This window comes from Rhizobium sp. SSA_523 (assembly GCF_030435705.1).
GTDB lineage: Bacteria > Pseudomonadota > Alphaproteobacteria > Rhizobiales > Rhizobiaceae > Neorhizobium.
On sequence record NZ_CP129382.1, the window covers coordinates 2,755,599 to 2,776,807 of the forward strand.

The following is a 21,209-nucleotide window of genomic DNA, read 5'->3' on the forward strand; positions in this document are numbered from 1 at the left end:
GATCACGCAACCTCGGGATCTTGCTGTGTTGCGGTCTGTCCCTGGCCGATTTCGGTGAGCCGCCTTTGCAGCGACAGCCTGTCGAGGCTGGTGATCGGCAGGCTCACGAAGACGGAGATCCGGTTGTTGAGCATGCGATAGGCATCCGCGAAGGCGAAGTGCCGCTCCGGATCGCTGCCCTCTGCCGCAGCAGGATCCGGCACGCCCCAATGGGCGGTCATCGGCTGCCCGGGCCAGACGGGGCAGGCTTCGGCTGCCGCATTGTCGCAAACGGTGAAGACGAAATCCAATTGCGGCGCGCCCGGCGCGGCGAACTCGTCCCAATTCTTCGAGCGGGCAAAGCCCGTATCATAGTTCATGCCCTCGAGCAGTTGCAGCGTAAAGGGGTGAACCTCGCCTTTGGGCTGGGAGCCGGCGGAATAGGCCTTGAACCTTCCTTGTCCGAGGCGGTTGAGAATGGCTTCCGCGATGATCGAACGGGCGGAATTGCCGGTGCAGAGGAAGAGGACATGATAGACAGGCTCGGTCATTGCGGGCTCTCCTTGAGGCCAGGAACACAACATTGCGCGACAGCGACGGCGGGCAGGCAGATTTCCGGCCGCCCGGCACAGCAGTCTTCCATCAGAAAGCGGATGAGATCCGCCAATTGCGCGAAGGCCGCGCTGTAGATGATCGAGCGGGATTCGCGGGTGGCCGTCACCATACCGACGCGTTCCAGCTCCTTGAGGTGGAAGGATATGTTCGAGGGCGAAACACCCGCCTGCTGGGCAATTGCCCCGGCCGCCATGCCGTCCGGCCCGGCCACCACCAGCATGCGCACGATCTTCAATCGCGTCTCTTGCGACAATGCCCCGAAGACATCCACGGCGCGCTTCTCATCCATAATCACATATTCCTACAACTATTGAAATGACGCATAGCGCAAAGTTATTGGGCCTGCAAGCGATGCGGAGGCCGTTCCGTCAGGATTGGGAAATAGAGCGTCGGCGATCCAGGGAAGAGCCGCGCATCACCGAACGGAGCATCCTCTCCCGGACCGCTCAGACCATGCCTTCGATGAGCGGCTCGCGCCGCCGCCAGCATCTAGATCCTGCCGGCGGCTGGGGCGCCTTGCAATGGTCATCACATGGCGGGGGCATCACAAGGCGGGGTCATCTGAAGGCGGGGTCATATGAAGTCATCAGACCTTTGCCGATGCACCGGCTTCTTTCAGCGATGCGAATTTCATGGTGAGGCTGCGCAGATTGCTGTCGATCCAGTGCGCCATGGCCTGTTCTTCCTCAAGATTGGCCTTCAGACCGGTGAGAGCCTGCTGGAACCCGCCGAGCTCTGCCAGCGTCATCAGGGATTTGTAGGCGGCGATTTCGTAGTTTTCGAACGCGAAATTCGCGAAGGAATTCTTGACGATCTCATCCGGCGCAATCGTGTGGCCGAGCGCCGCCATGGCGCCACCCATCGACAAAGCCATGTCCTTCATTGTCGAGTGGCTCTCCGACAGGCTTGCCAGAATGGCATCCAGCCGCTCGATCTGGCCTTCAGTCTCGCGAATATGCCGCTCCAGCATATCCGCGACCTCGGGATAATTCTCGATTCGCGAAACTTGCGGCTTCATGATCGACAACGCCTGATTTTCCATGGCATGGGCGTTCTTCAGCCCGGTTACGAAAATGCTTCTTGCATCAGCCATCTGATTGATCCTCCTTGGTTGGCAGGCGGCTAACCGTCAGAAACGACCAGAGTTCCGCATTGCGCCGGGCCGTGGCGGACCTTGGAGCTCAGTGGCCCGTTAACCCTGTCCGTTAAGCAAATTTAAGAAAGTGTTAAGCCTTCCCTTCGCAGCGCGAAATGTTCTGATACAGTCTCATCTGCACAAGACAGTGGAGCGGCGGCAATGACAGACCTTTCGGCACAGGCGAAGTCGAACCTCGCGCAATCCTGGCATCCGCGCGAGGAGCCGGGTCGGCCGGAGGCGACACTATCGGCCTCGGCACCCTTCAAAACCCTAGGTGACCTGCCGCTGGAGCTTCGATTCCCCGCCGGCCGGTACGACAATCTAGGCGTGCGCCTCGATCCGGCGCAACGAACGCTTTGGTATTTCATGAACCCGGTCGATGCGCCCAGCTATACGCCGGGCCTCTTGTCCGACCTCAGCCGGCTGCGGGGTGAAATCCAGAGTTTTGTGCGTCGCAACGAAGCCGATCAGCCGCTTCTTTACCTCGTCAACGGCTCAAAAATGCCCGGCATTTTCAATCTGGGAGGCGATCTCGGCTATTTCGGCCGCCACATAAGGGCAAAGGATCGCGAAGGGCTGCGACGCTATGCCCGCGACTGCGTCGATCTTGTCTACACATCCTCGATTGCCTTCGACCTGCCGATCATCCTGATCTCGCTCGTGCAGGGCGATGCGCTGGGCGGCGGCTTCGAGGCCGCCATGGCCTCCGATATCATCATTGCCGAGCGGCAGGCGAAGTTCGGCCTTCCCGAAATTCTCTTCAACCTCTTTCCCGGCATGGGCGCCTACAGTTTCCTGTCGCGCCGGCTGGACCCCACACGCGCCACCAAGATGATCATGAGCGGCCAGATCTACAGCGCCGAGGATCTTCACGCGATGGGTCTTGTCGACCTGGTGGTCGACGAGGGAGAGGGCGAGGCCGCGACGCGGGAATTCATCGCCCGCCATAGCCGCAAGCACATGATATTCAGAACCCTGCGCGACGTGAAGCGGCGGGTCAATCCACTGACGCACCAGGAACTCGTCGACGTGGTCGATCTCTGGGTTGAGGCTGCGATGCAGCTGGAAGATGCCGATCTGCGCAAGATCGACCGGCTGCGGCTGGCGCAGATCAAGCGCCTGGAGGCGGCCCGCCAGGCCTGACCGTCACAGCCGACCGGGCCGGATCAGAGCATGAGCGGACAGAACCGGCGCCACGCCGCCTTTCCAGGTTCAGGAGGCGCGGCGGAGATCGAGCTCCGAGCGGAACTTCTGAAACTCGTCCCGCAGATCATGCACATGTTGCTCCCCGTCATGCGCAAGCTGCGGGTCGTTGATCTCGCGCCAGTCCAGGCACATCTGATAGATGCGCATGGCACCGACATTGGCGGCCGCGCTGCGCAGGGCATGGGCGGAATTGCGGAAGCCATGCACATCCTCCTCCGCCACCGCCGCCGCCAGGGCATTCAAGGCGGTGATGGAATCGTCCGCGAACTGGTGCAGAAGCGTGTCAACGAATTCCGCGCCTCCAAGCTTTTCCAGCGCGCTGCAGGTCGAGGGGTCGATGACCGGTTGATCCTTGACCACGTCTTCCTCCGGCTCGGCCGGAGGCAGGATCTCCACGGGCTCGACACCGTGTTCGCTGAGCGTGGAGGCAATGATCTTCAGCAGCACATGCGGCTCGATGGGCTTGGTCACGCAGGCCGCCATGCCGGCATCCAGGCAGCGCTCGGCCGCTTCGCCCGTCGCATCAGCCGTCACCGCGATTATGGGGATCTTGCGGGTGCCGAGCGCCGCGAAATGGTAGAATTTGGTTGCCTCAATGCCGTTCATCACCGGCATGTTGACGTCCATCAGCACCAGGTCGAGCCCGCCTTTCAGCATGCGCTCGACCGCCGCCTCGCCATTTTCGACGATCTCATGGTGATGACCCGCCATTTCCAGGATCTTGCCCAGCACCATCTGGTTGGTCTTGTTGTCATCGGCAATCAGGATGCGCCAGGCGGCGTGTCCGTCCAGCGTCTCCAGGGCCTCCTCGCTATCCCGCATGCCGCCCGACACGAGGATCTCGGCATTGGCGAGAACCGGTTCGATTTCTTCGCCTGCGGCTGAGAAGAACAGGTCGCGCATCTCGGGAGGCAGCATGGTCTCCGGCTCCTCCCGATGCACGAGCACCAGCACCGGCTCCTCGCGTCCTGACAGGCAATCGATCAACAGGCGCGCGGCCTGCATGACAGCCTGGTCGCCCAGTCGGGCATCGATGAGCACGATCGGCCGTCGGCCTGTTTCGGCGGAGATCCGGCGCAGGATCGGCAGGGCATCCTGCGGATTTGCCACGCTGGTTGCGCGGGCACGCAGGTTATCGCTAAGGCCTGCGGGATGGCCGATCAGGACGAGCGGCGCGGGCGCGGGTGAAGGCTGCAATTCCTCCTGCACGACCTCGGCAGGAAGATGGAAATGGAAGGTACTGCCCTCCCCCAGCGCACTGGAAACGCCGATAGCGCCGCCCATGGCCCGCAGCAACTGCTTGACGATCGCAAGCCCCAGCCCTGTTCCACCGAACCGGTCCATGATCGTCCCGTCGGCCTGCGTGAAGCGTTCGAAGATCCTCGCATGCGCCGAGGCATCGATGCCAATGCCGGTATCGGAGACGGCGAAGCGCAGGATATCCTGGCTGGCGCTCTGATCCAGCGAGACTTCGATCCGGACATGCCCGGCCTGGGTGAACTTGACCGCATTGCTGGCCAGGTTGAGGAGGATCTCCTCCAGATGACGGCGATCGACCATGACCTGCGCCGGTGTTCCAGCCGCCATGTGAACCGCGATCCGGAGACCTTTCTTCTGCGCATTGACCGCGATGATCGAGCGGACATCGCCCAGCAGCGCCGCCAGGTCCACCTTCTGCGGCTGGACGACCGTTTGCCCCGCTTCGATCTTGGAGAGATCGAGGACCGCTTCGATCAGCGACAGCAGCGAGCGGCCGGAGCGCCCGATCGTGCGCACCATGTCGTTCTGTTCCGGCGGCAGTCTCATCTGCATCAGCAGGTCGCTCAAGGCGATGACGGCGTTCAGCGGCGTCCGCAGCTCATGGCTCATGCTGGCGAGAAACAGGCTCTTGGCCTGGCTGGCCTGCTCCGCCTCACGCTTGGCCTGGGAGAGTTTGCGGATGAGCGTGGAGGAATAGGCGGGAATGACGATCAGCGCGCCGACAAGGCCGAGCGAGACCGTGGGCTGCTCCTGCCAGAACGGCGTGGTCATGTAGACGATGAAGAAGCTGCCGACGGCAGCGATGGCAGCGATCGTCAGGTAAAGCACGCCGAAGCGGAAGCCATTGCCGAGCACGGCCCAGAAATAGACGAGGAACAGGGCAGCGCCAGCCTCGCCGCTTGCGTGAAGACCGTAGGAGAACATGCCGATATCGGCAAAAATCCCGGCGATCCGCCGCGCTGGCGAAATGCCCGGAACCATCAGGATATGCAGGAAGGTACCGAGCGCGAACATCTCGAACAGGATGACGGGAACGGCGGCAACGGCAAGCGCTGCCGCCGCGGCCTCGGAACCCACAGCCTGCGCCACCACGAGATAGATCAGGATCGTCGAGGAAATGAGCAGGCGGTTCGCCGTCAGCTCGTGCTCGGTATCCGGCCGCTCGCGCAAGAGGGCACGCATGGCGCGGACGGATGTCGAAATCGGCCGCCGCCACAGAAGGTGGAACGGATAGGGTCGCAGCCTGTTCATGCGGTCTTCTCAAGTTCGTGACGGCCACGCACCAGCGCGACGAATTCCTCGGCCGGCATGGGGCGTCCGAAGAGGTAACCCTGCATGACATCGCAGCCATCGGCCCTCAGAAGCTCGGCCTGCTCCTCGGTCTCGACACCCTCGGCGACGACGGTCATGCCGAGCGAATGTCCAAGATGCGCAACGGTGCGGACGATCGTGTGGTCGCTCGGATCGCTCACCATATTGCGCACGAAAGTCTGGTCGATCTTGATCCGGTCGATCGGAAATTGCTTGATGTAATTCAACGACGAATAGCCGGTGCCGAAATCGTCGATCGATATGCCCACGCCGAGTTCCGAAAGCTGCCGCAGGACGGCAAAGACGGATTCCGTCTCCTCCATCACGATATTCTCCGTCAGCTCGAGGTCGAGAGAGCGCGGGTCGAGACCCGAGGCATCCAGAGCCTTCAGCACAAGGGCGGCGACATTGACGCGGCGGAACTGGACGGGCGACAGGTTGACGCCGATCCGCAGATTGCCGATGCCCTGGCAGTGCCAGGACTTGGCTTCGCGGCAGGCGGCATGGATGACCCATTCATTGATCGGCACGATGAGGCCGTTTTCCTCGGCACGCAGCAGAAACTCGCCGGGAGAGACCAGACCGCGCTCGGGATCATTCCAGCGCAGCAGCGCTTCGGCGCCGATGATCTTGCCGGAACGGGCGGAAATCTGCGGCTGGTAATACAGCACGAATTGCTGCTGATCGATCGCGGTGCGCAGCCTCCCGTCGAGGATGGCATTGTTGCGAATGAGGCCAGTCATATTGGTTTCGAACAGGCGGAACTGATTGCCGCCGGAGGATTTGGCCTGCTGCATGGCCAGATCCGCATTGCGCAGCAACTGCGTCACATCGGCGGCATCCGCCGGATAGGTCGTGACGCCGACGCTTGCCGTGCAGGCCGCCTCGCGATCGGCAATGCCGAAGGGCAGGCCCACGACATCGATGATGCGCTGCGCCATCGCGTCCAGCGACGCGCCATCCGGAAGAAGGGCCTGCAGAAAGCCGAATTCGTCAGCGCCCAGCCTGGCCACCATATCCTCGGGCCCGGCCAGAAGCTGCAGGCGCGCAGCGACTTCCTTCAGGAAGGCATCCCCCGCCTCCTGGCCGGAGAGGTCGTTGATGTTCTTGAACTGGTCAATATCGATAAAATGCAGGGCGAAGGAGCGATCGCCGCGCCTTGCCCGGGCCACTTCGCGTCGCAGCCTGTCGTGCAGGAAGGCCCGGTTCGGCAGATTGGTCAGGGCATCATGCCGTGCCGCATGCAGCAAATGTTCTTCGGCCCGCTTGCGCTCGGTAATGTCGAGCGCGCTGGTGAGAACACCGACGATCGTATCCTGCGCGTCACGCAAGGGGCTCTTGCTGGTGAGGAGAACCCGCTTCTCTCCGGCGGCATCGGTGAGAACCCGCTCGAAGCTCTTCAACGCCTCGCCGCTGCGCATCACCTTGCGGTCCAGGGTGCGGTTGGGACCCGCCAGTTCCGCATCGACGAGACAATCGCTCGACTTGCCGACCAGCTCCGCCGGATCGCAGCCCAGGAATTCGCCGGTAAAGGTATTGGCGAACAGGATCCTGCCATTGCTGTCGCTGGCGCTGATCATCGCCGGAACGGTGTCGATCACCTGCGCCAGGCGCTCGCTCGAATCCCGCACGGCCGCCTCGCGCGACTGCTCGCTGGAGGCAAGCTCGACCGCAAGCGTCTGGGCACGATTTTGCAATAGCAGCTGCTGCTTGCGCAACTTCAGGAGATTGCGGGCCCGAACGACGAATTCCTGGTGATCGACCGGGCTTTGCAGGAAATCGGTGGCGCCGGCCTCGAGCGCTCGCATGCGGAAGCTGCGCTCTTCATAGACCGTGATCACCATGACCGGGATCTCGGAAAAACCGTCCAGCGCCCGAAGCGCCCGGATGAAGGCTTCCCCATCCATGACCGGCATCTTATAGTCGGTGACGATCAGATCCGGCACGATGCCGCTTTCGAAATCGGCAACCGCGACTGAAGGATCGCCGTAAATGCGAATCACCACGCCCGGCTCGATCGAAGAGGCCAGCCTCTCGAATATTCGGCGATTCGTTTCCTGATCATCCAGAATGGCTATGAGAGGCATTCTTCATTCCGATATCATCTCGGCACCCGTATCAGCCGAACAGTGGCCGCTGCCGGACACAGAAACCCGACACATTCGCACAATTTAGCGATAGAGATCTTAAGATTCGGTTCCCAGCATCGGCAAAATCCAAGCAAGCCTGTCTCTGAAAGGTTCATGAGGCAGAATCAGCGTTGCAACGACACAACACCTTGTCAGAGTCCGTCCCTGGCGGCGCGCTTTGTTTTGACCAATTCTAATATAAATCTTAGGCTTGGTGCGTGCTGTGGGAGCCGGGCGATGAGCTTTTCATCTTTCGATACGCTGGACACCAAGGACCTGAACCTTCTGAGGAAAGTTCTTGAGGAGGTTTGCGCGGAAAGAGATTGGCCGATCGGCGGCGCCGAGGCTGAGGAAGCGGCTCGTTCGCTCGTTGACTGGTATCTTTTCGGGATACGTCATCCGGACCAGTTGAAGCAGATGCTAGCGCCCCTGCCGGCCTATCTCGCCGAATAAAACCGATCGCCCCCGACTGCGAATCCGGCTAAAGCGCTGCGACATTCTTGCAATCTTCGGCGAGAAGTGGCCGGAGAGAAGAAAAAAGCGATGAAGGGCGCGATCAAGACCGGAATGCCAAAGCCGCCAAGCCGCACACGGCTTCAAAAGCTGCAGAAGCACTGGAGACGCGCGAGCGAGGATGAGCGCATGGCCTTCCTCGCCGAGATCGGCACCGCCTATGGCCGTGATCGCGGCAGCCTCACCGACAGCACTGGATCACCGCCGGCCGACTGGATCGCCAATGGCCGCTACCTGCTGCCCGAAACCGTACGGCGCCTGGAGACGATCATGAAGGCGCGACGCATCGGTCCGGACGAGGTGGCGGCAGAGTTCGGCTATGCGGATCAAGGGTTTGCGCTTGCCCGGGCGCTCCTGCAAAAGGGAAGCCTGCGTCTGGCGGTCATCGCGGCCCTGGCCAGATGGCTTGCCGCCCAGGATCTGCCGAAGGCGGGAAACGACTGAGGTCGGTCAGAAATCGATGGCGCGGCCATTGATCTCCCAATCGCCGAACCGCGCCGGATCCGCCCCGCCGCGCCCGCCGATCTCGGTCGGCATGTCCTGCGGCGCTTCCTGCGCCCGCCGCTCCTCGGCCTCCTTCAGCGCCCTTTGCGCTGCCGGCGACAAGACCTTCTGACCTGCTGTGTCTGGATCACTCGGCTGATGATTGTCGTTGTCGGATGCGTGCATGGTCTGACCTGTACCGTCTGGAACTCATATTGAAAAAGCAAGGTGCCTCACCACATTTTAGGGCAGACGCGGCACTTTGCAAAAGATGCGTCGACTTTTCCCTGGAGACGCAAAGATGAACATGATCCGCACCGCCATGCTCCTGGCCTTCATGACGGCCCTGTTTATGGGCGTCGGCTTCTTGATCGGCGGTCGTGCCGGCATGATGATCGCGTTTTTCATCGCGGCAGGCATGAACCTCTTCTCCTACTGGAACTCCGACAAGATGGTGCTCTCCGCCTATCGGGCACAAGAGGTGGATGAGCACAATGCGCCGGAATTCTACCACATGATCAGGGATCTGTCGGCCAATGCCGGGCTGCCAATGCCCCGCGTCTATCTCTACGAGAGCGCGCAGCCGAACGCCTTTGCCACGGGCCGCAATCCCCAAAATGCAGCTGTTGCCGCATCGACGGGCCTGCTGGAGCGCCTGACCCCGCAGGAAGTGGCGGGCGTGATGGCGCACGAGCTCGCCCATGTCCAGAACCGCGATACGCTGACCATGACGATCACCGCCACGCTCGCCGGCGCCATTTCCATGCTGGGCAATTTCGCCTTCTTCTTCGGCGGCAATCGCGAGAACAACAATCCGCTCGGCTTCATCGGCGTCCTCGTCGCCATGATCGTCGCGCCGCTCGCCGCAGCTCTCGTGCAGATGGCCATCAGCCGGACGCGGGAATATTCCGCCGATCGCCGCGGCGCCGAAATCTGCGGCAATCCGCTTTGGCTTGCATCGGCCCTGTCGAAAATCGCCGGCGCGGCCAAGGTGATCCATAACAACGATGCGGAGCGCAATCCCGCCACCGCACATATGTTCATCATCAATCCTCTGTCCGGCCAGCGGATGGACAATCTCTTTTCGACCCATCCGAACACAGAGAACCGCATTGCCGCCCTTCAATCCATGGCATCGGAGTTTGCAGGCGCCTCGACGCCCAGTCATTCCGCTGCTAGACCCACGCGCAGATCGCGTTCCGTCCCGAGCACCGGCACAAGTCCGGAGACCGGACGCGAGGCGAACGAACCGCGTAAGGGTCCCTGGTCTTGATGGCAGACAACAAGAAGACGAAGAACAAGAAGACGCCCGGCCGGGTAACGGAAAAAGCGCAGCCCGGCGGCAACAATCCCTTTGCTCCGAAGCCGGGGCTGGAGGTGCGGGCTGCGGCGGCCAAGATCCTCGCGGCCGTGATCGACAAGAAGACCTCCCTCGACGGCATGCTGGACGCCGTTCACGGCAATGCCGCCTATGCGGCGCTTGGTGATGCCGACCGGTCCTTGACGCGCGCCATCCTCAACGCGACGCTGCGACATCTGCCCCGGATCGACCACGCGATCGCAACTTTGCTCGATTCCCCCCTGCCCGACGGCGCCCGTGCGCTGCAGCAGGTGCTGCGCGTGGCCGCGACGCAGATCCTCTATCTCGATGTTCCCGCCCATGCCGCGGTTGATCTTGCCGTCGAACAGGCCAATCGCGATCCGCGCAACCGCCGCTTTGCCAAGCTTGTAAACGCGGTCCTGCGCCGCATGGTCCGCGAGCGCGAGGATATTCTCCAGGCCGGCCAGGCGATTTCCCCGGTCCCGGACTGGTATCGCGACCGGCTGACGCGCGCCTATGGCGAGGCGGAGGCACGGCGGATCGCCGAAGCGCAGCTCTCCCCGGCACCGATCGACATCACCGTGAAAGGGGATGCCGCCCTTTGGGCAGAGCGGCTTTCCGCCCGGCCCTTGCCGACGGGAAGCCTGCGCCTGAAGGCATTCGATGGCTCCGTGACCCAGCTTCCCGGTTTCGATGAAGGCGCCTGGTGGGTTCAGGATGCGGCGGCCGCCTTGCCGGCCCAGCTTTTCGGACCGCTTCAGGGAAAAAGGATCGCCGATCTTTGCGCGGCACCCGGCGGCAAGACGGCGCAGCTGATCAGCCGGGGGGCTAAGGTCATCGCGGTCGAACAATCCGCCAACCGTGCGGCGCGGCTGAAGGAGAACCTCGACCGCCTGCAGCTGACCGCGGACATCTGCAATATCGATCTCTTCGATTACAAGCCCGACGAACCGCTGGACGGTGTCCTCCTGGACGCCCCCTGCTCCTCCACCGGCACGACGCGTCGTCACCCGGACGTGTTGTGGACCAAAGGCCCGCAGGACATCGAAAAACTGGCGGGATTGCAGGCCCGCATGCTGCGCCATGCCATCACGCTGGTGCGGCCAGGCGGGCTGATCGTCTTCTCCAACTGCTCCCTCGACCCCCTGGAAGGGGAGGATCTGGTGCAGGATCTGCTCGACGAAGACCATTCGGTGGAACGCGTTGCCATCAACGCCGCGGACTGGCCGGGCCTGGAATCGGCCGTCAACGCCAGGGGCGAGTTCCGCACGACCCCCGCCATGCTGCCTGCAAGTGAGGAGCACGCCGGCGGAATGGATGGCTTCTTCGCCTGCGTCCTGCGTCGCCGCTAAGACTTTATTCACCATACCAGCGCACATTTCAGCCATGGTGGGACAGATCCCCGGCACCGAACCGGGGATGGAGACGATCCTTCTATTGCTCAAAAATCCGGTATCGGGACATGCTGCTGGCTGAACGCCGAAGACGTATAGCTTTGGGACTGACAGAGGCGCAGCGTCGCCTCTGCCGTCGGCTGCTGCCGCTGCGCATGATGGTGGGCCGCGCCGGCATGCCCGTGCCCGAACGGCTTGTCGTTGCGCCGACCGATCTGCGCGCCGCCGATCCCTTCATCGCGCAAGAAATGCTGGCCGGCCGCTATGTCCTGGCAGGACGGATCTTCGAGACGGAGGAGGCGACGCCCTTTCTCGACCAGCTCCCCTCGCGCGCCTTCGCCGAAAGGCTGCATTCCTTCGCCTGGCTGCGGCACATCCGCGCCCTGCGCAAGGACGAGGCACGCCTGCAGGCGCGCCACCTCCTGGCGTCCTGGATGCAGCTTCATGGCCGCAAGATCAGCGCACCCGCCTGGGAGCCGCATATCGCTGCAGAGCGGATGATTTCGCTTCTGTGCCACTCTCCGGTCGTGCTGCAAGGAGCCGAGCCCGGCTTCTACCGCCGCTTCATGCGCTGCATTGCCCATCACCGGCATTTCCTGCGCAAGGCCGTGTCCTGCCTGCCAGCGGGAGAAAGCCGGCTACGCATCCGCATCGCGCTTGCCATGGCCTCGCTTGCCATACCCTCGTCGGAGAAGATCATCCGCCGGGAGGGCCATCGGCTCGACCGCGAACTGGAGGCGCAGATCCTTGCCGATGGCGGCCATATCTCGCGCAATCCGCGGGCGGCGCTGGACATCCTCATCGATCTGCTGCCGCTGCGGCAGACCTATATCAATCTCGGCTATGACGTGCCGCAGATGCTGATCCCGACCATTGACCGCATCTACCCGGCGCTGCGGTTCTTCCGGCACCAGGATGGCGATCTTGCCCTCTTCAATGGCGCCAGCGCCACGCCGGCGGCGGAGCTCTTCTCCGTGCTGCGCTATGACGAGACCGGAGGCAAACCGTTCAAGGCGCTGCCGCACAGCCATTATCACCGCCTCACCGCAGCCGATACCACGATCCTTGTCGATACCGGCCAGGCCTTGACGCCGGACCTCTCCCACAGCGCTCATGCCGGCTATCTCAGCTTCGAATTCTCCGCCGGCCGCAGTCGTTTCATCGTCAATGCCGGCGCGCCGAAATTTGCCGGCCGCACCTATCGCCAGCTGTCGCGCGCCACTGCGGCGCATTCGACGGTGACGCTCGGCGAGACCTCGGCGGCACGCATTGCCACCTCGCGCTTCCTGGGGCCGCTCCTTCTGGACGGCGCCGAAGAGGTGAATGTGAAGCGCTGGGAGGACGCCTATGGCAATGACTGGCTGAAGGCGTCGCATGACGGCTATGTCTCGACCTTCGGCTATGTGCATCAGCGTGAAATCGGCATGGCGGCCAAGGGCAACAAGATCAAGGGGCACGAGCACTTCTTCGTGCCCGAGGAGATGACCGGGCTGCCTGTCCAGGCCACGGCCCGTTTCCACATCCATCCCTCGGTCACGCTGGAGCGGATCGACGGCGAGACCATTTCCATGGAGGGCAATGAGGGCGAGATCTGGCTGTTCACCGCACCGGGCCTGAGGGTCGAGATCGAGGAAGATGTCTTCTTCGCCGATGTCTCCGGTATCCGGCCGAGCCAGCAGCTGGTCATCGAATTCGAGCTCCCGGCCACGAGCGACCTGCGCTGGATGCTGAAGCAGCAGGTTTGAGCCGCTCCGGCTGCAGTTTCCGTTCCCTCTTCGCGCAAGCTATGCTAGGCGGCGCGCATGAAAGCCGTCCGCTGGGTGAGACGGCCTGCCCCCGAACGGAGTGACCCATGGCCGTTGTGTCCAAGATGATTCCCGCCCCCGACAAAGTGAGACTGCGCACGGCGCTGCTCTCCGTCTCCGACAAGACCGGTATTGTCGAGCTGGCGCGGGCGCTGAGCGAATTCGGCGTGCGGCTCCTGTCGACCGGCGGCACATTCAAGACCATTTCCGATGCCGGCCTCGATGTCGTCGACGTCTCCGACGTGACGGGCTTTCCCGAAATCATGGATGGTCGCGTCAAGACCCTTCATCCCAACGTGCATGGAGGGCTGCTTGCCATCCGCGACGATGCCGATCACGTCAAAGCCCTGGAGGAGCACGGCATCGGCACGATCGATCTGGCCGTGATCAACCTCTATCCCTTCGAGGAAGTGCGCGCCAAAGGCGGCGATTATCCCACAACCGTCGAAAACATCGATATTGGCGGCCCGGCAATGATCCGCGCAGCCGCCAAGAACCATGCCTATGTCACCGTGGTCACCGATCCGCAGGATTACCCCCAGCTGATCGAGGCGTTGCGCTCCGATGACGGCCAGACCGCCTATGCCTTCCGTCAGAAGCTCGCTGCCCGCGCCTATGCCCGCACGGCTGCCTATGACACGATGATCTCCAACTGGTTTGCGGAAGCCCTCGATATCGAGATCCCGCGCTACCGCACGCTGGGCGGCGTCCTGTCGCAGGAGATGCGCTATGGCGAGAACCCGCATCAGTCCGCCGGCTTCTACCTGACCGGCGAGAAGCGCCCGGGCGTGGCCACGGCCCGGCTCCTGCAGGGCAAGCAGCTCTCCTACAACAATATCAACGATACGGATGCCGCCTTCGAGCTCGTTTCGGAATTCGCCGCCGAAAACGCCCCGGCCTGCGCGATCATCAAGCATGCCAACCCTTGCGGCGTGGCGACCGGATCCAGCCTGACGGATGCCTACCGCCGCGCTCTGGCCTGCGATTCCGTCTCTGCCTTTGGCGGGATCGTCGCCCTCAACAGCCTGCTCGATGCGCAGACGGCGAGCGAGATCGTCAAGATCTTCACCGAGGTCATCATTGCCCCGGAGGTCACCGACGAGGCGCAGCAGATCATTGCCGCGAAGAAGAACCTCCGCCTGCTGGTGACGGGCGGTCTGGCGGACCCCCGCGCGCGCGGCCTGACCGCCAAGACCGTCTCCGGCGGCCTCCTGGTCCAGACGCGGGACAATGCCATGGTCGAAGACCTGGACCTGCGGGTGGTGACGAAGCGGGCGCCGACCGAACAGGAACTGGTCGACATGCGCTTTGCCTACAAGGTCGCAAAACACGTGAAATCGAACGCCGTCGTCTACGCCAAGGACGGCCAGACGGCAGGCATCGGGGCCGGCCAGATGAGCCGCGTCGATTCCGCCCGCATTGCCGGCATGAAGGCCGAGGATGCGGCGCGCGCCATGGGCTGGCCGCAACCGATGACGAAGGGATCGGCCGTTGCCTCGGAAGCCTTCCTGCCCTTCGCCGATGGTCTTCTGTCGATGATCGCGGCCGGCGCAACAGCCGTGATTCAGCCCGGCGGCTCGGTGCGTGACGAGGAAGTCATTGCCGCGGCCGACGAGCACGGCGTTGCCATGGTGTTTACCGGCATGCGCCATTTCCGCCACTGAGCCGGCTTTCGCTCCCGCCGCCCGGCATGCGATCGATGTAGTGCCCTCTTCGCTCTGCGGAGAGGGCTTTTTCAGGCCCCGCGCTCGCGCGCCGGGTAGGGCGTGGTCGCCAGCAGCAGGAAACCGGCCAGGAGGAACAGGATAAGCGTCGCCATGCCGAGCCTGGCGGAGCCGCTGGCATAGGTGACCAGCGAAAACGCTAGGGTTGCCATGAAACTGGTGGCGCGGCCGGACAGCGCGTAAATGCCGAAATAGCGCCCGGCCTCGTCAGGGTGGATGCTGCGCGCCAGATAGGATCGCGACGAAGCCTGCACCGGTCCGAACGCCATGCCGATCATCAGGCCGAAAGTCAGATAGGCCTTTTCCGCGGCTGTGCCGAACAAGCCGCCGCTATCCTCGGGTGACAGCGGCAGATAGCCGAAGAAGACGAAGCCGGGACCGGTGGAAATGATCCCTGCCGTGGCTAGCAGCAGCAGGCCGAGGCTGATCATGACGACGGCCTTCGATCCCAGCCTCCGATCCAGGCGCCCGGCGACAAGGCAGCTGAAGATGGCGACGACATTCAGAAGAATGCCGAACAGGCCGATTTCCAGCGTTGCCCAGCCGAACATCCCGGCCGCAAAGGCGCCCCCCAGGATCAGGAGGCCGTTGACGCCGTCCTGGTAGAGCATGCGGGCGATCAGGAAGCGCAGGATGACGCGGCGGCGATGCAGCAGATCGGCAAGCGTCGCCCGCAATTGCGAGAGACCGGAGCGCACGGCATGGTTCAGGGGTTCCCCGCGAACGGCGTCCGGGGTGAACAGAAACATCGGCAGGATGAAGATCAGGTACCAGAGCGCCGCGAGCGGCCCGGTGATGCGCGCATCCTCGCCTTGTGCGGGATCGAGCCCGAACAGCGGCGGCAATCCGAGAAGCGTGCGCCCGCTTTCGGGATCCGCGGCCAGAAAACCGACAACGAAGATCAGCACCAGCATCCCGCCGAGATAGCCGAGGCCCCAGGCCGTGTTGGACACCTTTCCCACCTCGGCGGCTGGCACCAGTCTCGGCATCATCGAATCATTGAAGACAATCGAAAACTCCGCCGCGATCGAGGCGAGGATCATGAAGGCGACCGGAAGCAGGACAGGCGAGCCGGGCGCGGCGAACCAGAGCATCGACAAGGCAAAGATCTTGACCGCGGCAAAGGCGGCGATCCACGGCTTGCGTGGTCCCGACTGATCCGCGATGGCGCCCAGAACCGGCGACAGGATGGCGATCGCGATGGAGGAAACGGTCGCCATATTGCTCCACATGGCTTGCGCCGATATGGGATCCTCCGTCAGCCGCGCGACGAAATAGGGCCCGAAGACGAAGGTCGTCACCACCGTGAAGAAGGGCTGCGCTGCCCAATCGAACAACATCCAGCCCCAGATGGCGCGGGGCGCCGGTTGGGCACCCCTTTCCCGTTCAATGATCGCCAAAGCCTGTCCTCCGATCGCTCCGCCGCAAGAGGTTACCGGGCGCCGCTCTGGGCAAGATCGGTGAAGAGGCTTGCTGCCACCATCATCTTCGCCAAAGTTGTCTCCGCACCTTCGCTCAAGGCCAGAAGCTCGCTGCTGATCCGATTGAGCCTGAGCCGGTCGCTTGAAAGCCATGCTTCGAGCGGCTTCTCGTCACCGGCGTGATGGGAAAGCGCCGTCGTGACGATATCGCGCCGGGCGGCCGCGATCTGCTGCAGGCTGCGGATGATTGCGAGGTTCTCATAGTGATCGGCCGCATTGAACCTTTCGCCCGCCTCCAGGAAGCGGTTGACGCGGAAGGCTTCGGTGACTCGGAAATAGACTTCCGTGGCCCGCTCCAGCGGCGCGCCGCTGCGCTCGGAAATCAGCATGATTTCCGGGACGAGCACCAGATTGGGCAGGATGTTCAGCTCCTCGACCAAAGCGGTCGGCACCGCTTCCGACACATCCATGGCCCGCTCCGCCGTCGGCGCAATGGTGCCGCGCAAGGCGGTGAGGCCGGCGCGGATGCGCGACACCGCCGCCGCCACGTCGGAGCCGGTCAGGCCGGTCTGCAGGATGAAGATGGTGGCGCCGGCAAAGATCTCGCTGATCCGCTCATAGAGCGCATTCTGCCTTTCCCCCGCAAGCTGGCCGTCCAGCGCATCAACGGCCGCCCAGAGTTTCGGAAGCTCGTAGGCATCGCGCGCGATGAAGGCGGCCTTGACCACATCCACCTGACCTCGGCCGCTGATATCGCTCAGCATCTGGGCAAATCCCGGCCCGCCGCGGTTGATCACTTCGTTGGCAAGAAGCGTTGCGATGATTTCGCGGTGCAGGCGGTGATGGGCAATATCGCCGGCATAGTCCTGCTGCATCTGGCGCGGGAAATAGCCCGTCAGCACATCCCCGAAATAGGGATCATCGGGCAAAGCGCTGGCGACGATCGCATCGAAGAGGACGATCTTGGCATAGGAGAGCAGCACGCCGACTTCCGGACGCGTCAGCGGCTTGCCCGCAGCATAGCGTTCGGCAAGTTCCGCATCGTCGGGCAGGGTCTCGACCTTGCGGTTGAGTTCGCCGCGCGTTTCCAGAGCCGACATCAGGCGCGACAGATCCTCGCGGTTGCGCTGGCCGCGCCGCGTGGTCAGCGAGATCGCCAGTGTCTGCAGGTAATTGTTGCGCAGGACGAGCCGCGCCACCTCATCGGTCATCGACGACAGCAGCAGGTCGCGCTTGTCGCGGGCAAGCCGCCCGTCGCGCATTGCCGGGCTGAGCGCGATCTTGATATTGACTTCCACGTCGGAGGAGTTGACGCCGGCCGAATTGTCGATCGCATCGGAATTGATCCGGCCGCCGTTCAACGCATAGGCGATACGGCCCTTCTGCGTGACCCCGAGATTGGCGCCCTCGCCGATCACCTTGGCTCTTACCTCGGCAGCAATGACGCGGATGGGATCATTGGCGCGGTCGCCAACCTCCGCGTCCGTTTCGGCGGCGGCCTTGATATAGGTGCCGATTCCGCCGAACCAGAGGAGATCCACCGGGCTCTTCAGGATTGCCGTCATGATCTCGAAAGGCGTTGCGACATCCGCCTCGATGCCGATGGCGGCCTTGGCCTGCGGTGTGAGGGCGACGGATTTTTCGGTTCTGCGAATGATCATGCCGCCTTCGGACAGAGCGGAGCGATCATAATCCTGCCAGCTCGAGCGGGCGAGGCCGAACATGCGGCTGCGCTCGTCGAAACTCAGTCGCGTGTCCGGATCGGGATCGATGAAGATGTCGCGGTGATCGAAGGCGGCGATCAGGCGGATATGCGGCGACAGCAGCATGCCATTGCCGAACACGTCACCGGACATGTCGCCGACACCGGCCACCGAGAAGGGCGTCGACTGGATATCGACATCCATCTCGCGGAAGTGGCGCTTGACGGCTTCCCAGGCTCCGCGGGCGGTAATGCCCATCTTCTTGTGGTCGTAACCCGCCGAACCGCCCGAGGCGAAGGCATCGTCGAGCCAGAAGCCGGCCTCCTGCGCCAGGCCGTTGGCCGTATCGGAAAAGGTGGCCGTGCCCTTGTCGGCGGCAACGACGAAATAGGGATCGTCGCCGTCCAGCCGCAGCGTATCGGCCGGCCCCACCACATCTGCGCCGACGATATTGTCGGTGATCGACAGGAGCGTACGGATGAAGGTCTTGTAGGCTTCCTTGCCGGCATTGAAGAAGGCATCGCGCTGCGCCGGCGACGGCAGGCGTTTGGGGAAGAAGCCGCCTTTGGCGCCCACCGGCACGATGACGGCGTTCTTGACCTGCTGTGCCTTGACGAGGCCGAGAACCTCGGTGCGGTAATCCTCGCCGCGATCCGACCAGCGCAGGCCGCCACGGGCAACCTTGCCGAAGCGCAGATGCACCCCCTCCACCTCGGTGCCATAGACGAAGATTTCGCGGAAGGGCCGCGGCTGCGGCAGGCCCTCCAGGAGTTTCGGATCGAACTTGAAGGCCAGAACCGCCTTTGGTCCGCCATCGGCATCCGTCTGGAAGTAATTGGTGCGCAGGGTGGAATCGATCGCATTGACGAAGCGGCGGAAGGTGCGGTCGTCATCGAGGTTCGGCACCGCCGTCAGCGCCTCTTCGATGGCTGCATGATGGCCGCTCAGCACGCCCTCGCGCTGGCTGTCGGTCATGCCGGGGTCGAAGCCGTCGCGGAACAGGGCAAAGATGAGCCGGCTGATATCCGGATAACGCGCCAGCGTATCGGCAATATGAGCCTGGGAATAGACAATGCCGGTCTGCCGCAGATAGCGCGCATAGGCCCGCAGGACAGTGACTTCCCGGGCCGAGAGACCGGTCAGCAGGACGAGCCGGTTGAAGCTGTCATTGTCGATGGTTCCGTTGAAGGCCATCAGGAAAGCCTGCTCGATCCGTGACGCCTCGCGTTTCAGATCGATCCTGTCCTCCTCCGGCAGCTGCAATTCCATATCGTGCAGGACGATGCGCCTGCCGGTTGCGACGAGATCAAGATCGAAGGTGCGCTCGCTGACCACCTGGAAACCGAGATTTTCCAGGAGAGGAACGCGCCGGGACAGCGCCAGGTGCTCGCCGGCATGGAAGATCTTCAAGGCCAGGATCGGCCGCTCCTCGACCCGGCGCTCATACAGAGAAATGCGGATCGGTTCGCCAGCGGCCAGGGCCAGAATATCCGGCAGGTCGGAAACGGTCTCCTCCGGCGAGAAGGCCTCCTGGAAGGCGAAGCTCGTCTCGAGCGCGGGCACACCGGCACCGGCCAGAGCGACGAAGCGCTCGTCCCAGGGCGTGGCGATCTCGCGAATGGCATCTTCCAGCTCCGCCTGCGGGATGGAGGGCGTCTTGCCGTCGCGACGGCCAATGATGAAATGCACGCGGGCGGTGCCGCCTTCCGGAAAGGCCGGATAATAGGCGGACACATGGCCCTGATAGGTGGTGGCGAGATAGGCGCCGATCTTCTCGCGGACAATCGAATTGTAGTTTTCTCGCGGCACATAGACGATGATCGACACGAAGCGGTCGAAGTGATCGATACGCGCCAGGGCACGCACCCGCGGCCGCTCCGCCAGTTCCATGATCTGCTCGCAATAGCGCGCCAGAAGCTCCAGGTCGATCTGGAACAGATCGTCGCGCGGATAGGATTCCAGCGTATTGCGCAGCATGCGGCCGGAATGGCTCTGCGGATCGAAGCCGAAATGGGTTTCGATATGCGCGGCCTTTGCCCGCAGCAGCGGAATCTCGGTCACCGAATGGGTATAGGCGGTGGCGGTGAAGAGGCCGACAATGCGCAATTCGCCGGTGACCCGTCCGTTCGCGTCGAAGCGCTTGACCCCGACATAATCCATATAGGCGCGCCGATGGACGACCGATTTGACATTGGCCTTGGTGACGATCAGGAAATCCTGGCCCTGGAGGAATTGCAGGATTTCCGGCGTGGTCGTGACCTGATCCTTCCCCTGGCGCAGCACCAGAACATCGGGATCGGAGAGAATGCCGAGACCGCTGCCTTTGCCGCGCTCGAGCGTCGCCCCGGCCCCGTCGCCGGAATAGATATATTCCCGCATGCCGAGAAAGATGAAGTTTCCGTCCCGCAGCCATTTCAGGAAATCGAGCGCCTCATCCCGCTCTGCCTTCTGGCCGGAGAGCGGCGCCTCCTTCATCTCGCGGCTGGCGCCTTTCAGAAGCGAGAGCATCGGCTTCCAGTCGGAGATCGCCGCATGCACCTTGTCGAGCACCGAGCGCAGCCGCGCGATCAGATCGTGCGCCTGGTCCTCGGTCAGGACTGCCAGATGCACCTGGATGAGGCTGACATGCTCGCCGGCGGCCTGGCTGCGCTCATAGGAATAGAGCCTGGGTGCCTTTCCCGGCTGGACATCGAGGATAGGGTGGACCGCGAGAGAAATGTCGCGATAGCTGCTGGTGATTTCGCCCATCACCGAATCGAACAGGAAAGGCATGTCCCGGTCGATTACGGTGAGAATGCAGACGGGCGTGCCATTGGGCGCGACGCCGTCGACGGAGGCAACCGTGATGCGCGCCGTCTCTCCCGTCCAGGCCAGAAGTTCGCGCCCGGCATAGTCGGCCGAGGCGGCCAGCATTTCCGGCGTATAGGCGGCGACGTCATCGCTGCTGGCCCGGCCGAACAGAATGTCTGGATCGAGGACGAGCCCGCCGCTTTCGCTCCAGGCCGCGCGCGCCAGCTCGATCTGCTTCTGCTGTTTCGGATTGCGCTTGGCAGCCATGCTTCTCTCCCTTTGATTCGTTCTGCGCTATTCAATCGCTGTCTGAGGCATTAATGCAGCCCTTGAATGAAGTTCTCGCACGGTTTTATGAGATTTGTTGTCGCCCGCTTGCGAAAACTTGCTCCAGAGGTTCGTTTTTGACATTTGATC

Annotated in this window: 15 protein-coding genes; 7 read left to right on the forward strand and 8 right to left on the reverse strand. The window is 63.0% G+C overall.

The window, feature by feature from the left end:
• Nucleotides 1-2: 2 nt before the first annotated feature.
• The 3 genes from QTJ18_RS21380 to QTJ18_RS21390 form a co-directional block, all read right to left on the reverse strand.
• On the reverse strand, nt 3-530 hold the full coding sequence (locus tag QTJ18_RS21380; protein WP_252755293.1) for an arsenate reductase ArsC: 528 nt from the start codon (nt 528-530) through the stop codon (nt 3-5).
• A complete protein-coding gene (locus QTJ18_RS21385; RefSeq protein WP_252755294.1) occupies nt 527-883 on the reverse strand; it encodes an ArsR/SmtB family transcription factor in 357 nt (118 codons plus the stop codon). Before QTJ18_RS21385 ends, QTJ18_RS21380 begins: the two co-directional genes overlap by 4 nt.
• A gap of 297 nt (nt 884-1,180) precedes the next feature.
• Nucleotides 1,181-1,687 (reverse strand): ferritin-like domain-containing protein, encoded by a 507-nt coding sequence (locus QTJ18_RS21390; protein ID WP_252755295.1) that lies wholly within the window; start codon nt 1,685-1,687, stop codon nt 1,181-1,183.
• A gap of 204 nt (nt 1,688-1,891) precedes the next feature.
• On the opposite strand from QTJ18_RS21390, the gene QTJ18_RS21395 reads away from it, so the two are divergent.
• On the forward strand, nt 1,892-2,875 hold the full coding sequence (locus QTJ18_RS21395) for a crotonase/enoyl-CoA hydratase family protein (RefSeq protein ID WP_252755296.1): 984 nt from the start codon (nt 1,892-1,894) through the stop codon (nt 2,873-2,875).
• A gap of 69 nt (nt 2,876-2,944) precedes the next feature.
• Here QTJ18_RS21395 and QTJ18_RS21400 read toward each other — a convergent pair whose 3' ends face one another.
• Together QTJ18_RS21400 and QTJ18_RS21405 are read right to left on the reverse strand one after the other, a co-directional pair.
• Nucleotides 2,945-5,449 (reverse strand): ATP-binding protein, encoded by a 2,505-nt coding sequence (locus QTJ18_RS21400; protein WP_252755297.1) that lies wholly within the window; start codon nt 5,447-5,449, stop codon nt 2,945-2,947.
• Entirely contained in the window at nt 5,446-7,596 is a 2,151-nt protein-coding gene (locus tag QTJ18_RS21405; protein ID WP_252755298.1) for a two-component system response regulator, read from the reverse strand. Before QTJ18_RS21405 ends, QTJ18_RS21400 begins: the two co-directional genes overlap by 4 nt.
• 279 nt (nt 7,597-7,875) lie before the next feature.
• Here QTJ18_RS21405 and QTJ18_RS21410 point away from each other — a divergent pair, with 279 nt between their 5' ends.
• Both QTJ18_RS21410 and QTJ18_RS21415 read left to right on the forward strand, forming a co-directional pair.
• On the forward strand, nt 7,876-8,091 hold the full coding sequence (locus QTJ18_RS21410; RefSeq protein WP_252755299.1) for a hypothetical protein: 216 nt from the start codon (nt 7,876-7,878) through the stop codon (nt 8,089-8,091).
• 90 nt (nt 8,092-8,181) lie between these two features.
• Complete coding sequence (locus QTJ18_RS21415; RefSeq protein ID WP_252755300.1) at nt 8,182-8,595, forward strand: hypothetical protein; 414 nt, start codon at nt 8,182-8,184, stop codon at nt 8,593-8,595.
• A 6-nt stretch (nt 8,596-8,601) separates the two neighbouring features.
• Here QTJ18_RS21415 and QTJ18_RS21420 read toward each other — a convergent pair whose 3' ends face one another.
• A complete protein-coding gene (locus tag QTJ18_RS21420) occupies nt 8,602-8,820 on the reverse strand; it encodes a DUF1674 domain-containing protein (RefSeq protein WP_252755301.1) in 219 nt (72 codons plus the stop codon).
• A gap of 115 nt (nt 8,821-8,935) precedes the next feature.
• Here QTJ18_RS21420 and htpX point away from each other — a divergent pair, with 115 nt between their 5' ends.
• The 4 genes from htpX (at nt 8,936) to purH (ending at nt 14,818) form a co-directional block, all read left to right on the forward strand.
• Nucleotides 8,936-9,907 (forward strand): zinc metalloprotease HtpX, encoded by a 972-nt coding sequence (gene htpX, locus QTJ18_RS21425; protein ID WP_252755302.1) that lies wholly within the window; start codon nt 8,936-8,938, stop codon nt 9,905-9,907.
• Nucleotides 9,907-11,307 (forward strand): RsmB/NOP family class I SAM-dependent RNA methyltransferase, encoded by a 1,401-nt coding sequence (locus QTJ18_RS21430; protein ID WP_252755303.1) that lies wholly within the window; start codon nt 9,907-9,909, stop codon nt 11,305-11,307. Before htpX ends, QTJ18_RS21430 begins: the two co-directional genes overlap by 1 nt.
• A gap of 110 nt (nt 11,308-11,417) precedes the next feature.
• Complete coding sequence (locus QTJ18_RS21435) at nt 11,418-13,094, forward strand: heparinase II/III family protein (protein WP_252755304.1); 1,677 nt, start codon at nt 11,418-11,420, stop codon at nt 13,092-13,094.
• A gap of 107 nt (nt 13,095-13,201) precedes the next feature.
• A complete protein-coding gene (gene purH, locus QTJ18_RS21440; RefSeq protein ID WP_252755305.1) occupies nt 13,202-14,818 on the forward strand; it encodes a bifunctional phosphoribosylaminoimidazolecarboxamide formyltransferase/IMP cyclohydrolase in 1,617 nt (538 codons plus the stop codon).
• A gap of 71 nt (nt 14,819-14,889) precedes the next feature.
• On the opposite strand, the gene QTJ18_RS21445 is transcribed toward purH, so the two are convergent.
• Nucleotides 14,890-16,218 carry an MFS transporter gene (locus QTJ18_RS21445; RefSeq protein ID WP_252755337.1) on the reverse strand — a complete coding sequence of 443 codons (1,329 nt, stop codon included), beginning with the start codon at nt 16,216-16,218 and terminating at the stop codon, nt 14,890-14,892.
• A gap of 92 nt (nt 16,219-16,310) precedes the next feature.
• Nucleotides 16,311-21,059, reverse strand: a complete 4,749-nt coding sequence (locus QTJ18_RS21450) for an NAD-glutamate dehydrogenase (RefSeq protein ID WP_252755306.1) — start codon at nt 21,057-21,059, stop codon at nt 16,311-16,313.
• Between the last annotated feature and the right edge of the window lie 150 nt (nt 21,060-21,209).

Bases quoted from the DNA above. Each gene is read 5' to 3' on its own strand.
- QTJ18_RS21380 (WP_252755293.1), bottom strand. From the start codon at position 530: ATGACCGAGCCTGTCTATCATGTCCTCTTCCTCTGCACCGGCAATTCC.
- QTJ18_RS21385 (WP_252755294.1), bottom strand. From the start codon at position 883: ATGGATGAGAAGCGCGCCGTGGATGTCTTCGGGGCATTGTCGCAAGAG.
- QTJ18_RS21390 (WP_252755295.1), bottom strand. From the start codon at position 1,687: ATGGCTGATGCAAGAAGCATTTTCGTAACCGGGCTGAAGAACGCCCAT.
- QTJ18_RS21395 (WP_252755296.1), top strand. From the start codon at position 1,892: ATGACAGACCTTTCGGCACAGGCGAAGTCGAACCTCGCGCAATCCTGG.
- QTJ18_RS21400 (WP_252755297.1), bottom strand. From the start codon at position 5,449: ATGAACAGGCTGCGACCCTATCCGTTCCACCTTCTGTGGCGGCGGCCG.
- QTJ18_RS21405 (WP_252755298.1), bottom strand. From the start codon at position 7,596: ATGCCTCTCATAGCCATTCTGGATGATCAGGAAACGAATCGCCGAATA.
- QTJ18_RS21410 (WP_252755299.1), top strand. From the start codon at position 7,876: ATGAGCTTTTCATCTTTCGATACGCTGGACACCAAGGACCTGAACCTT.
- QTJ18_RS21415 (WP_252755300.1), top strand. From the start codon at position 8,182: ATGAAGGGCGCGATCAAGACCGGAATGCCAAAGCCGCCAAGCCGCACA.
- QTJ18_RS21420 (WP_252755301.1), bottom strand. From the start codon at position 8,820: ATGCACGCATCCGACAACGACAATCATCAGCCGAGTGATCCAGACACA.
- htpX (WP_252755302.1), top strand. From the start codon at position 8,936: ATGAACATGATCCGCACCGCCATGCTCCTGGCCTTCATGACGGCCCTG.
- QTJ18_RS21430 (WP_252755303.1), top strand. From the start codon at position 9,907: ATGGCAGACAACAAGAAGACGAAGAACAAGAAGACGCCCGGCCGGGTA.
- QTJ18_RS21435 (WP_252755304.1), top strand. From the start codon at position 11,418: ATGCTGCTGGCTGAACGCCGAAGACGTATAGCTTTGGGACTGACAGAG.
- purH (WP_252755305.1), top strand. From the start codon at position 13,202: ATGGCCGTTGTGTCCAAGATGATTCCCGCCCCCGACAAAGTGAGACTG.
- QTJ18_RS21445 (WP_252755337.1), bottom strand. From the start codon at position 16,218: ATGTTGTTCGATTGGGCAGCGCAGCCCTTCTTCACGGTGGTGACGACC.
- QTJ18_RS21450 (WP_252755306.1), bottom strand. From the start codon at position 21,059: ATGGCTGCCAAGCGCAATCCGAAACAGCAGAAGCAGATCGAGCTGGCG.